This is a genomic window from Comamonas endophytica (genome assembly GCF_023634805.2).
GTDB classification, from domain to species: domain Bacteria; phylum Pseudomonadota; class Gammaproteobacteria; order Burkholderiales; family Burkholderiaceae_C; genus Comamonas; species Comamonas endophytica.
Window position 1 is genome coordinate 2,421,643 of sequence record NZ_CP106881.1, and the last position, 12,528, is coordinate 2,434,170.

Consider the following 12,528-nt stretch of genomic DNA (forward strand, 5'->3'; position numbering starts at 1 on the left):
TCAATCCAGCAGCGCCACCCCCTTTACCTGCGCATAGACCCCCACTCCAGGCGCCAGACCGAGCTGCCTCGCCGAGCGCTGCGTGATGCGCGCCAGCAGCGGCGTCGGCCCGGCCTGCAGCGCCACCATGACCAGGCCCGGCCCATCGTCGCGCATGGCCTGCACCCGTGCCGGCAGGATATTGAGAATGGAGCTGCCCTGCGGCGCGGCCAGCGCCAGACTGACGCCGCCGGCCGGCACGCGCAGCCGCACCCGGGAGCCCACGGGATGCGGGTGCGAGGCTACGAGCTGCAGCGGCCCGCCGGGAAAATCCACCGTGCTCAGATGGTCGGCGGCATCATGCGCGGTCACGATGCCCGACACCACCGCCGCGGCCGTGTCGCCCCGGCTCAGCGGCAGGTCCAGCCGCGCCAGCAGGCTTTCGGTCGTGCCCTGCGCGCGCACCTGGCCGTCCTGCAGCAGCACCAGCGCATCGGCCAGCTGCGCCACCTCGTCCAGTGCATGGCTGACGTAAAGGATCGGAAGATCGAGCGCACGCTGCAGCCGGTCGAGATAGGGCAGCACCTCGGCCTTGCGCTGGGCATCGAGCGCGGCCAGCGGTTCGTCCATGAGCAGCAGCTGCGGGCTGGAAGCCAGCGCGCGCGCAATGGCCACGCGCTGGCGCTCGCCGCCCGAGAGGCTGGCCGGCATGCGCGCCATCAATGCGCCAATGCCCAGCAGCTCCACGGCCTGTTCGATGGCCACGCGCGCCAGCGGCTGGCGCTTCGCGCCATAGGCGATATTGGCCTGGACGGTGAGATGGCTGAACAGGCTGGCTTCCTGGAATACGTAGCCCAGCTGGCGGCGGTGCGTGGGCAGCCACAGGCCATGGGCGTCGTCCTGCCAGGCCTGGCCGTTGACCTCGACGCGGCCCTTGGCGCGCTCCAGCCCGGCAATGGCGCGCAGGCAACTGGTCTTGCCGCAGCCCGAGGGCCCGAACAGCGCCGACACGCCGCGCCCCGGCAGGTCCAGATCGACATCGAGCAGGAAACCCGGGCGCTGCAGCTGCAGCCGGGCATGGATGCGCGCGCTCATGCCTGGCGTTCCTTGGGCTGCAGCAGGTTCAGCGCCATCAGCACCAGGAAGGAGAACAGCACCATGCCGCCGGCCAGCCAGTGCGCCTGGGTGTACTCCATGGCTTCGACATGGTCGTAGATCTGCACCGAGACCACGCGCGTCACGCCGGGGATATTGCCGCCGAGCATCAGCACCACGCCGAACTCGCCCACGGTGTGCGCGAATGTCAATACCGCGGCGGTGATGAAGCCAGGGCGCGCGAGCGGCAGCACCACGGTGAGAAAGCGGTCCACCGGCCCCGCGCCCAGCGTGGCCGCGGCTTCCAGCGGGCGCCGGCCCAGGCTCTCGAAGGCGCGCTGCAGCGGCTGCACCGTGAACGGCAGCGAGTAGACCAGCGAGCCGATGACCAGCCCGGCAAAGCTGAAGGGCAGCTGCGGCAGGCCCAGCCACTGCACGAATTGGCCCACCGCGCCATGCGGGCCCATGGCCACCAGCAGGTAGAAGCCGATCACCGTGGGCGGCAGCACCAGCGGCAGCGCCACCAGCGCGCCGACGGCGCCGCGCCAGCGCGATGCGGTGTGCGCCAGCCACCAGGCCAGCGGCGTGCCCAGCAGCATCAGCAGCACGGTGGTGGTGGCGGCCAGTTCCAGTGTCAGAACGATGGCGGACAGGTCTTCGGCAGACAGCGGCATCGGCCCGTTCAGAAACTGTAGCCGAACGATTTCATCACCGCGCGTGCCTTCTCGCCGCGCAGATAGTCCATCAGCGCGGTGGCGGCCTCGTTGTCCTTGCCCTTGTTCAGCACCACCGCATCCTGGCGGATCGGCTCATGCATGCTGGCCGGCACCTGCCAGGCCGAGCCCGAGATGATCTTGCCGTTTTCCATGACCTGCGACAGCGCGACGAAACCCAGCTGGGCGTTGCCGCTGGCGACGAACTGGTAGGTCTGGGCAATGTTCTCGCCGGTCACCATGCGCGGCTGCAGCGTGGCCGTCAGGCCCAGTTTGTCCAGTGTCTGCATCGCCGCCACGCCATAGGGGGCCAGGCGCGGGTTGGCCACCGAGATGTGCCTGAAATCACCGCTCCTGAGCACTTCGCCCTGGCTGTCCACAAAGCCGGCGCGCGGGCTCCACAGCACCAGCTGGCCGGTGGAATAGGTGAAGCGCGACGCGGCCAGCGCATGGCCTTCGCGCACCAGCTTCTCGGGGGTGGTGTCATCGGCCGCGAGCAGCACCTCGAAGGGGCCACCGTTGACGATCTGCGCGTAGAACTTGCCCGTGGCGCCAAAGGACAGCTGGGCGGTGTGGCCGGTGTCCCTGGCGAAGTCCTGGGCGATCTGCTTCATCGGCGCGGTGAAGTTCGAGGCCACGGCCACCGCGACTTCGGCGGCTTGCGCCGGCAGCCAGGCAGCCAGGCAGGCAGCAGCGAGGGCTGCAAGGCGCAGCACGGGACGGATCGAAGGGTGGTTCATGGCGCTATTCCTTGGATGAATAACGCAGTGTAGCGCGCATCCGGTGCGCCGGTTGCGCCCGGGCTGCCCGTACCGGGGGCATGATGGCGCCATGCAACATCCGTCCTCTTCCCTGTCTCTGGCCGCGGCGCTGGACCACGGCCCGGCCGACCGGCGCATTGCCATCCTGCGCGAGATCGGCGCTGGCGGCTCGATCTCCGAGGCGGCGCGCAGCGTGGGCGTGAGCTACAAGGCCGCGTGGCAGGCGCTGGACACGCTCACCAATCTCGCCGGCGTGCCGCTGGTCGAGCGCGTGGTGGGCGGCGCGGGCGGCGGCGGCGCGATGCTCACGCCTGCGGGCCAATCCTTGCTGGACGCGGCCGCGGCCATGGACGCCGCGCGTGCCGAGGTGCTGGCGCGCCTGAGCGGCCAGGCCCCGGTGGCGGCGCGGCTGGCGCTGCGCACCAGCATGCGCAACCAGTGGCCCTGCGTGGTCGAGGCGCTGCAGGGCCAGGGGCCGCTGGTGCGCGTGCAGCTGCGCGGCGCGGACGCGCAGGCGCTGCAGCTGGTGGCGCGCATCACGCGCGAAAGCGCAGAACTGCTGGCGCTGGCGCCCGGCCTGCCGGTGCTGGCGCTGGCCAAAGCCACGGCGGTGCAGGTGCAGCGGATGGACGCATCGGGTCAAGCTGGCGGCGAAAACCGCTGGCCCGCGCGCATCACGCGCGTGGCGCGCGGCGAGGGCGGCGATGAAGTCGCGGCGCAGCTCGATTCAGGCGTGCACATGGTGGGGTTTGCAGCGGCATCGAGCGGGCTGCGGGTGCGGGGGAGGGTGGTGCTGACGCTGGCGGAATCGGCGCTGGCGCTGGCGGTGGTGAGTTGAGCTTCAGATTCAGAGGCCAGGCCCATCATCCTTCGATCCTTCGGCAAGCTCAGGATCAGGACGAACGGTTTATCAATCCCGCCATGCACCCTTTGACGGGACCGCCCAGGCAAGCGCAGGGCGAACGGGTTTGAACCGTTCGTCCTGAGCTTGCCTCGCCGGCCGCGTCGAAGGATGGACGGCCTTGCTACAAAAACACTGCCGCCGCATCCTGTGCCATCTCAGAACAAACAATTTTGGCGTTTACTGCAGCTCCTTCCCCTTCAACTCCGGAATCAGCATCGCAGTGGCAATCATGTCAAGAATGTAGATCGCCGCCAGCAGCGCAATCGCCACCTGGAAGGAGTAAGCCATCGCCACGGCGCCCACCACGATCGGCCCCAGCCCGCCGATCGCGCGGCCGATATTGAACAGCACGTTCTGCGCCGTGGCGCGGGCCTCGGTGGGATAGGCCTCGCTCATCACCGCGCCATAGCCGCCCATCATGCCGTTGACGAACAGGCCCAGCAGCGCGCCGGCCCAGAGCATGGCGGTGGGGTCGCTGAGCTGGGAGTAGGTCACGAGCATCAGCACCGAGCCGAGCTGGAACAGGATGAAGCTGGGCTTGCGGCCGATGCGGTCGGCGAGCTGGCCGAAGACCCAGATGCCGGCCATCATGCCCAGCACCGTCACGGCGGTCCAGAGCGAGGACTTGGTCAGGTTGAAACCCAGCTGCTTGGACAGGAAGCTGGGCATCCAGATCATGATGCCGTAGTAGCCGAAGTTCTGCACCGAGGTCAGCACGATCATGCCGATGCTCACGCGCGTGGTGGCTCTGTCGGCCATCAGCAGCCTGAGCGCATGGAAACGCGGCTGTGTCACGCGCTGCTTGCGCACGAACACTTCGGGCTCGTGCAGCTTGTTGCGGATCACCCAGGCCACCAGCGCCGGAATCACGCCGACCAGGAACATACCGCGCCAGCCGATCACCGGCAGCAGCAGCGGCGTCAGCAGCGCCGCCCCCAGCACGCCGGCCTGCCAGCCCAGCGCCACATAGGAGGACACGCGCGCGCGGTGGCGCGCCGGCCAGGCTTCGGCCGCCAGCGCCATGCCGATGCCGAACTCGCCGCCCAGGCCGATGCCGGCAATGGTGCGGTAGACCAGCAGGTCCCAGTAGCCCTGCGCGAAGGCGCACAGGCCGGTGAACACTGCGAACAGCACGATGGTCCAGGTCAGCACGCGGATGCGGCCATAGCGGTCACTGAGCGCGCCAAAGAAGAAGCCGCCCACCACCGCGCCGATCAGCGTCCAGGTGACCAGCGAGCCGGCCTGGCCGGGTGTGAGGTTCAGGTCGGCGGAAATGGCCGACAGCATGAAGCCCAGGATCAGCAGGTCGAAGCCGTCCATCGCATAGCCCACCGCCGAGCCCGCCAGGGCTTTCCAGCTGTAGCCGTTGATCTCGGTGGGCGCCGCCGGGGCGCCCTGCGTAAGTGGAATGGAAGACACATCGATCCTTGCTGAACAAAAGGCCCGCCCGCCGTGCGCCGCGCGCGGCTAGCCGCTAGCCGCGTGCGGCAGCCGTCATCAGGCATGGCTGCGCCTGCTGACGGGGAGGGGAGAAATGGGAGTGGGCGGGCCGTGGCTGCGCGGGCAGCAGGCAGGAGCCCCTGTAAAAAGCAAAAAGCCCGGCAAATGCGTTTTGCTGGGCTTGTGGATGAAGCGCTGGGCTCGGGGACGGGCGCCATTGTAGCGGCAAAGCCAAAATCGGGTGCACGCCCTCGCCATAATCGGCGCATTGCCCCGAAAGACCCGCCATGCCCCGCTTTGCCGCCAATCTGTCCATGCTCTACCAGGAGGTGGATTTCCTGCAGCGCTTCGGCGCCGCCGCGCGCGATGGTTTCCAGGGCGTGGAATATCTGTTCCCTTATGCCCATGCGCCCGAAGAGCTGGCGGCGCTGCTGCGCGGGCATGGTCTCGCGCAGGTGCTGTTCAATGCCCCGCCCGGCGATTGGGAGGCGGGCGAGCGTGGCCTGGCCTGCCTTGCCGGGCGCGAGTCGGAGTTCCACGCCGGCATCCGGCAGGCGCTGGAATATGCGCAGGCGCTGCACTGCCCGCGCATCCATGTGATGGCCGGTATCGCGGCGGCGCAGGCCGCCGATGCGCATGCCACCTATGTCGCCAATCTGCGCGCCGCCGCCGCGCTGGCCGCGCCGCAGGGCATCACGCTGATGATCGAGCCGATCAACGGCCGCGACATGCCGGGCTATTTCCTGCAGCGCCAGGCGCAGGCGCATGCGCTGCTGGAGGAGATCGGCGCGCGCAATGTGCAGGTGCAGATGGATCTCTACCATTGCCAGGTCGGCGAGGGCGATCTGGCAAGCAAGCTGCGCCAGTACCTGCCCGGCGGCCGCGTCGGCCATCTGCAGATCGCCGGCGTGCCCGGGCGGCACGAGCCCGATGTGGGCGAGATCCACTATCCCTATCTGTTCGCGCTGATCGACGAACTGGGCTACGCCGGCTGGGTCGGCTGTGAATACCTGCCGGCGCGCGGCGCGGCACCCGGGGCAACGCGCGGCGGTCTGGGTTGGCTGACACGATAAGCCGGTGCCGGCCGCCGCCGACGCGCCGGGCTGCCTGCAGAATGTTACATTGGCCCGCCGGGTCTGCCCGCACGGGCAGCCGCCACCGCGGCCCGTGCCCTTCATCCAGGGCCGGGCGTTTCTTTGTCTGCACACACAAGGACGATCGACTATGCAAGCAACACGCCGTCAATGGCTGCTCTGGGGCGCCGGTACCGTGGCCGCCGCCGCGGGTATTTCCGGCTGCGCACATTCGCCTGCGCCAGGCGTCTCGACGCCGGGCACTTCGGCGGGCTTTTCCCGCCACCGGGTCGGCAACGCCCGCGTCGTGGCGCTGAGCGACGGCGTGGGCCGCAGGCCGCTGGCCGAGGGCTTCGTGCGCAACGCCAAGCTGGCGCAGGTGCAGGCCGCACTGGCGGCGCAGGACCTGCCCACCGACTACCTCGATGTGCCCTATACCTGCTTCGTGCTGGAAGTCGATGGCAAGCGCTATCTGCTCGATACCGGCTTTGCCGACAACGGCCCGGCGGGCACCGGTCAGCTGCTGACGCACATGCGCGCCGCGGGCATCGATCCCAAGTCCATCGATGCCGTGGTGCTGAGCCATCTGCATGGCGACCATGTCAACGGCCTGCGCCGCAAGGACGGCAGCCTGGTCTATCCCCAGGCGCTGGTGTATGTGCCCGCGCCCGAGCATGCGTACTGGATGGATGAGGAGCGCCGCAACGCCGCGCCCGAGGCCGCGCGCGGCGGCTTCAATGCGGTACAGCGCGTGTTCCAGAACTACCCCGCGGACCAGCTGCGCCTGTTCGAGCCCGGCATGGCGGTGGTGGGCGGCATCGAGAGCATTGCCGCCTTCGGCCATTCGCCGGGCCACACGGCGCTGGCGCTGCGCTCGGGCAACGAGCGCTTCACCTATCTGGGCGATACCGCGCATTTCCCGGCGCTGTTCGTGCGCAACCCCGACTGGCAGGTGCAGTTCGACATGGACCCGGCCCAGGCCCGCAGCACGCGCCATGCCATGCTGGCGCGCATGGCGCAGGAGGGCGGGCTGGTCGGCGGCTTCCACTTCCCTATGCCTTCGCTCGGACGTATCCGCAAGCGGGGCGATGGCTACGAGTGGCTGCCAGAGCGTTGATGCAGGAGGAGGGGCAGCAGCCCCTCAATGCACTGCAAAGCTGAACAGGGCCTCGTAGCTTCTTTCGGTGATCTGCGCATTGCCCTGCACCGGCTGGCGAAAGATCACCTGCACATGGTTGGTGCCGCGCGCCGTCTGGATCTTGGCGTGCCCGTTGGCATCGGTCTTGGCCGGCGGGCCGTTTTCCCCGAGGCTGACGGTGGCGCCGGGCAGCGGCTTGCCCTGCAGCTGCACCCGCAGTTCCAGCCAGTCGCCAGCGTGCGGTGCGCGGCCCTGCAGCGGGGTGACTTCGAAGACCTGGCCGATGTCGCGCTGGGTCAGCGCGTTCCAGGCGATCACGGTCTTGTGGAACTTGCGCGCATGGATGCCGCGCGTGGCGCCGGGGTTCTGGTCCATGCGTACATTGCGTATCGCGCCGGCGCTGCCGCCGCCGCTGAAGAAGCCGTTGTCGAGCTCGACGGCAATCATTGCCGCCTCGGGGGAGGGCAGCACGCGCAGGCCCTGTGCCGCCTGCTGCACGCGGGCCTCGACACCGCGCCCGCGCCGGTCGAAGGCGCGCACGCTCTGCAGCTTGGCCGGGTCGAAGGCTTCGAGCTTGCCGGCATGGCCGCCGAACTGGATCAGATAGCCGCCCTCGGCATCGGGCTCGAGCCAGACATTGTGGGCCTGCGCGGCGCCGGCCAGCAGCGCGGCGCTGCACAGCGCAATGCGCGCGAGGGATTGCAGTTTTTGCATGGAAGGCTTTCTTGTCAAAGCGAAAAGTTCAGGCCGAGCAGCACGGTGCGCGGGGCGCCGGGCGCCACCAGCAGTTCGCCGCCGATCACCGACAGGTTCGAGGCATGGGTCTTGTCGGTGAGGTTGCGCACCATCAGGCTCAGCGTGCCGTTCTGCAGTCCCGTGGATGCAGGCAGGCGGTATTGCACGCCCAGATCGGCCACGTGGTAGGCCTGGCTCCAGGTGTTGTTGGCGGCATCCACGGCCATGCGGCCCACATGGCGCAGCGCGCCCTGCAGCGCCCAGTCGGCGTCCATCTGCCAGCGCGCCTGCAGCATGCTGGTGTAGCGCGGCACGGCCGCGACCTGGCGGCCCAGCAGCGCGGCATTGGCGTTGCGCGCCACGCGCGACTGCGCGCGGCCGTAGTTCCAGCGCAATTCGACAGCACCTGAGGGGGTCCATAGGGCCTGAAGTTCAGCGCCCTTGCGCGATGTCTGGCCGAAGTTCTCATAGACCCCGGGGGCCAGGTTGCGTATCTCCTGGCTGGAGCGCATGCGGTACAGCGCCAGGTCCAGCCACAGCCGGGAGCTCGCGCGCCACTGCAGGCCCAGCTCGGTCTGGCGGAAGATGTTCGGGTCGAGCTGCGCCGCGCCCAGCGCGTATTTGGCGAAGTTGCCCGGCAGCGCGAAGCCTTCGCTCCAGCTGGCGCGCAGCGTCACCCACTCGTGCACCCGGGAGCTGAAGCCCAGCTTGGGGCTGGTGTGCGACACGCGCTGCATGCGGGTGCAGGGATCGGTGCCGGTCTCGGCGCCCAGCCGCTGGCAATCGCCGGTGAAGCGGTCGTGGCGCAGGCCCACGCTGGGCGCGAACAGCGGATGCAGCTGCCAGGCCAGCTGGCCGAAGGCCGCGGCATTGTTCAGCGTGGCCTCGCGGTCGCTGATGGCGCCGGCCGAGCGCGCGCGGTTGCGCAGGTCGTCCCAGTAGCCGTAGTCGGTGGATTCGCGCAGCGCCTCCAGGCCCAGGGTCCATTGCGCCGGGCGGCCGGCCCACTGCGCATCGCCGCCGAGATTCAAGCCGGCGCCCGCGACACTGCGCTCATAGCGCTCCTCGCGCTGCGCCCAGCTGCCGCCGCGCGGCCGCGTGAACCAGCGCACGAAATCCTGCTGCGTGCCATAGGCATAGGCCAGCAGCCGCGTGTCGCTGCCCAGGTCGTGGTTCACGTCCAGGCGCAGCGTCTTGAAATGCTTGTCGGAGCCGTCGCCCTGCACGCGCGCATCCTTGCCCTGGGGGGCGGCCTGCCACTGGGCAAATCCCAGATAGCCTGGCGAGTCGGCTTCTGCGGCATGCATGCGCCCGGACAGCGCAATGCGCAGGCCACTGCCGAGCTGGCGCTGCCAGCGTGCGCTTAGCGTGCTGCGCTCGTGGCCCGAGTCGGGCCGCGCGCCATCGCTGCGCGCATGCTGGGCGGCGAGGAAGAGTCCGCTGTCCGCGTCGAGGCGCAGCCCCAGCGCGGCCTGCGCATCCAGGCTGCCGTGGCTGCCGGCCTGCAGCGCGACATCGCGGTATTCGCCGCTCCTGCGCGTGCGCAGCTCGATCAGCCCGGCGCGGTTGAAGTTGCCCTGCAGCACCGACACCGGGCCCTGGTGCACCGCGACTTCCTCGAGCTCCAGCGGCACCACCACGTTCAGATCGAAGTAGCCGTCGGCATGCGACATCGCCTCATTGAGCGAGATGCCGTCCAGCGTCGCCGCGACATCGCCGCCATGCCCGCCGCCGGAGAATCCACGCAGCACCACGCTGTTGGCGACTCCGCCGAGCTGGTAGTGGTTGACATGCATGCCCGGCACATTGCGCCACAGCGCCTCGACCTCGGACACCGCTGCCGCCTGGATGTCCTCGCGGCCCAGCGTGGGCACCGAGTAGGCGGCGCGGCTGGCTTCGAGCGCCTGGCCTTTGACCGTGACGGCGGGAAGTTCATCGGCCCGTGCGGCTGCGCCCAGGCACAGCGCAAGGGTGGCGCAAAGCAATGGTGGCAACTGGCGCGTGCCGGGCCGCGGTGGGCAGGGGATCATGGAAGCGGAGGCAGTGATATGTATGAAGTTTCGAGCAAACTTCATACCAGGCGCTGACGCCACTTTGCGCACCGTTGCAGTGCGGGCGCACCCGCGAGGTGCGCACTGCGGTCACTCGTGCGGGTGGCGATGGTGCGTGCCGCCCCCGTCCTGGCCCATCACCAGATTCAGCTGCCCATGGTGCACGCCACGCTCGGCGATCAGCTGCTGGGCGAACTGCCGCACCTGCTGCGCCGGGCCCTTGAGCATCACGGTCTCCAGGCAGCGCGAATGGTCCAGAAGCACATGGGTGGTGGCGATCGTGAGGTGGTGGTGCGCGTGCTGCAGCCGTGCCAGGCGCTCGGACAGCTCGCGCTCGTGGTGGTCGTAGACATAGGACAGGTTGGCCACGCAGGGCCCCATGGCCTGCGCCGCCTCGCGCTGCTGCCCCAGGTGCGTGTGCAGCAGATCGCGGATAGCCTCGGAGCGGTTGCTGTGGCCGGTGCGCGCCATGAAGGCGTCGAACTCCTGGGCCAGGTGGTCCTGAAGGGAAATGGTGAAGCGTTGCATGCCTGGATGCTAGCGATGTTCATGCCGCCGGGGCGCCGCGCGGGCCTTGCGAAAAAGCGATTTTACTTACTCGCTTTCCTTCGTTGCGCGCCGCAGGGCCGCGCTCCTATGCTCGCAGGCGCATCCATGTTCCTGCCCCATTGCACGCAAGCTCCATGAATCTTCTCAAAGCCGGCCGGGTCCTGCGCCGCACCCTGTGGCAGGCCGTCCCCACGGTGATCGGCGTCGTCATCCTCAATTTCTGCCTGCTGCAGCTGGTGCCCGGCGATGCCGCCGATGTCATTGCCGCGGAATCGGGCTCGGCCACGGCCGAAAGCATGGCGCAGATACGCAGCCACTTCGGGCTCGACCTGCCGCTGCTGCAGCAGCTCGGCGCCTATCTGAGCAATCTCGCGCATTTCAGCCTCGGCAACTCGCCGCGCTACAACCTGCCGGTCACGGAGCTGATCGGCTCGCGGCTGCCCAATACCTTGCTGCTGATGCTGGCTGCGCTGGGCACGGCGCTGCTTGCGGGCGTGCTGCTGGGCAGCATCATGGCCAGCCGCGTCGGGCGCTGGTCGGACCGCGTGCTGTCGGTGCTGGCGCTGCTGCTGTATTCGACGCCGAGCTTCTGGCTCGGGCTGATGGCGGTGGTGCTGTTCTCGGTGCACCTGGGCTGGCTGCCCACGGGCGGCAGCGCCAGCATCGGCGTGCAGCTGGGCGAATGGGACAGCGTTGTCGACCGCCTGCGCCACCTGGTGCTGCCGGCGCTGTCGATGTCGGGCTTCTACATCGCGATCTTCGCGCGGCTCACGCGCGCCTCGATGCTGGAGGTCAGCCGCCAGGACTTCGTGCGCACCGCCGTGGCCAAGGGCCTGCACCCGCTGCGCGTGGGCCTGCACCATGTGCTGCGCAATGCGCTGATTCCGGTGACGACAGTGGCGGGCATGCATTTCGGCACGCTGCTGGGCGGCGCGGTCGTGGTCGAGACGGTGTTCAGCTGGCCGGGCCTGGGCCGGCTGGCCTTCGAGTCGGTGATGGCGCGGGACTACACCGTGCTGCTGGGCATCCTGCTGCTGTCCTCGCTGCTGGTGATCCTGGCCAACATGCTGGTCGATCTGCTGCATGCCTGGCTCGACCCGCGCATCCAGTTGCACTGAGCTTCCTCTCTCATCACATACCCCATGTCCACTCCCTTTCCCACCACGGGCAAGCGCCCCACGCTCCGGCCGAGCACCCTCTGGAGCCGCCTCGTGCGGCGCCTGGCGCGCCGCGCGCCGGCCCCTGCAAGCTCTGCGCGCAGCGCCGCGCTGCAGGCCTTCATGCGCAATGCGGTCGCGGTCGGCGCCGTCGCCTTGCTGCTGCTGGTGCTGGCCATGGCGCTGGCGGCGCCCTGGCTGTTTCCCGGCGACCCGCTGGACATGGTGGCGACGCCGCTGCTGTGGCCCGGGCAGGACCCGGCCTTTCCCCTGGGCAGCGATTCCATGGGGCGCGACGTGCTCGCCGGCATCGCGCATGGCGCGCGCATGTCGCTGGCGGTGGGCGTCGTCGCCGCGGTGCTGAGCCTGCTGATCGGCATCGTGGTGGGCGCCACTGCCGGGTACTTCGGCGGCCGCGTCGACGATGTGCTGGTGCGCATCACCGAGCTGTTCCAGACCATGCCGACTTTTCTTTTCGTGATCGTCGTGGTGGCCATCGGCCAGCCCTCGGTGGCGGTGATCGTGCTGGCCATCGGCCTGGCCTCCTGGCCGGTGATCGCGCGCCTGGTGCGCGCCGAGTTCCGCACGCTGCGCGAGATGGAGTTCGTGCTGGCCGCGCGCAGCCAGGGCTTCGGCCACCTGCGCATCATGCTGCAGGAGATGCTGCCGAACGCGCTGCCGCCGGTCATCGTGACGACCTCGGTGCTCGTGGCCAGCGCCATCCTGATCGAGTCGGCGCTGTCCTTCCTGGGCATGGGCGACCCGAACACCGTGAGCTGGGGCAGCATGATCGGCGAAGGGCGCGAACTGCTGCGCACCTCGTGGTACCTGTGCGCGCTGCCGGGCGCGGCCATCGTGTTGACGGTGCTGGCGCTGAACCTGGTGGGCGAAGGCTTGAACGACGCCCTCAATCCACGCCTTCGGAACCGCTGA

General features: G+C 69.2%; 12 protein-coding genes. 5 read left to right on the plus strand and 7 right to left on the minus strand.

Going from position 1 to position 12,528, the window contains the following annotated elements; all coding sequences use genetic code 11:
- The 3 genes from modC to modA are packed head-to-tail and all read right to left on the minus strand — an operon-like array spanning position 1 to position 2,527.
- On the minus strand, positions 1–1,074 hold the full coding sequence (gene modC / locus M9799_RS10905) for a molybdenum ABC transporter ATP-binding protein (RefSeq protein ID WP_231041703.1): 1,074 nt from the start codon (positions 1,072–1,074) through the stop codon (positions 1–3).
- Complete coding sequence (modB, locus tag M9799_RS10910) at positions 1,071–1,748, minus strand: molybdate ABC transporter permease subunit (protein ID WP_231041704.1); 678 nt, start codon at positions 1,746–1,748, stop codon at positions 1,071–1,073. Before modB ends, modC begins: the two co-directional genes overlap by 4 nt.
- An 8-nt stretch (positions 1,749–1,756) precedes the next feature.
- On the minus strand, positions 1,757–2,527 hold the full coding sequence (modA, locus tag M9799_RS10915) for a molybdate ABC transporter substrate-binding protein (protein ID WP_231041705.1): 771 nt from the start codon (positions 2,525–2,527) through the stop codon (positions 1,757–1,759).
- A 91-nt stretch (positions 2,528–2,618) separates the two neighbouring features.
- Between modA and M9799_RS10920 the strand changes: the two genes are divergently transcribed.
- Entirely contained in the window at positions 2,619–3,386 is a 768-nt protein-coding gene (locus tag M9799_RS10920; RefSeq protein ID WP_231041706.1) for a TOBE domain-containing protein, read from the plus strand.
- Between the two features lie 243 nt (positions 3,387–3,629).
- On the opposite strand, the gene M9799_RS10925 is transcribed toward M9799_RS10920, so the two are convergent.
- Positions 3,630–4,772 (minus strand): MFS transporter, encoded by a 1,143-nt coding sequence (locus M9799_RS10925; protein ID WP_231042161.1) that lies wholly within the window; start codon positions 4,770–4,772, stop codon positions 3,630–3,632.
- Between the two features lie 407 nt (positions 4,773–5,179).
- Here M9799_RS10925 and otnI point away from each other — a divergent pair, with 407 nt between their 5' ends.
- A complete protein-coding gene (gene otnI / locus M9799_RS10930) occupies positions 5,180–5,965 on the plus strand; it encodes a 2-oxo-tetronate isomerase (RefSeq protein ID WP_231041707.1) in 786 nt (261 codons plus the stop codon).
- A gap of 151 nt (positions 5,966–6,116) precedes the next feature.
- The gene (locus tag M9799_RS10935) at positions 6,117–7,082 is read left to right on the plus strand and encodes an MBL fold metallo-hydrolase (protein ID WP_231041708.1); all 966 of its coding nucleotides are present in this window, start codon (positions 6,117–6,119) and stop codon (positions 7,080–7,082) included.
- Between the two features lie 24 nt (positions 7,083–7,106).
- On the opposite strand, the gene M9799_RS10940 is transcribed toward M9799_RS10935, so the two are convergent.
- The 3 genes from M9799_RS10940 to nikR all read right to left on the minus strand — a co-directional run bounded on the left by M9799_RS10940 (position 7,107) and on the right by nikR (position 10,417).
- Positions 7,107–7,817, minus strand: a complete 711-nt coding sequence (locus M9799_RS10940; protein ID WP_231041709.1) for a DUF4198 domain-containing protein — start codon at positions 7,815–7,817, stop codon at positions 7,107–7,109.
- A 14-nt stretch (positions 7,818–7,831) separates the two neighbouring features.
- Positions 7,832–9,868: a TonB-dependent receptor gene (locus M9799_RS10945; protein WP_231041710.1), complete on the minus strand. Its 2,037-nt coding sequence runs from the start codon at positions 9,866–9,868 to the stop codon at positions 7,832–7,834.
- Between the two features lie 111 nt (positions 9,869–9,979).
- Positions 9,980–10,417: a nickel-responsive transcriptional regulator NikR gene (gene nikR / locus M9799_RS10950; protein ID WP_231041711.1), complete on the minus strand. Its 438-nt coding sequence runs from the start codon at positions 10,415–10,417 to the stop codon at positions 9,980–9,982.
- Positions 10,418–10,572: 155 nt separating this feature from the next.
- Here nikR and M9799_RS10955 point away from each other — a divergent pair, with 155 nt between their 5' ends.
- Together M9799_RS10955 and M9799_RS10960 are read left to right on the plus strand one after the other, a co-directional pair.
- Positions 10,573–11,556: an ABC transporter permease gene (locus M9799_RS10955; RefSeq protein ID WP_231041712.1), complete on the plus strand. Its 984-nt coding sequence runs from the start codon at positions 10,573–10,575 to the stop codon at positions 11,554–11,556.
- Positions 11,557–11,718: 162 nt separating this feature from the next.
- The gene (locus M9799_RS10960) at positions 11,719–12,528 is read left to right on the plus strand and encodes an ABC transporter permease (RefSeq protein ID WP_231042162.1); all 810 of its coding nucleotides are present in this window, start codon (positions 11,719–11,721) and stop codon (positions 12,526–12,528) included.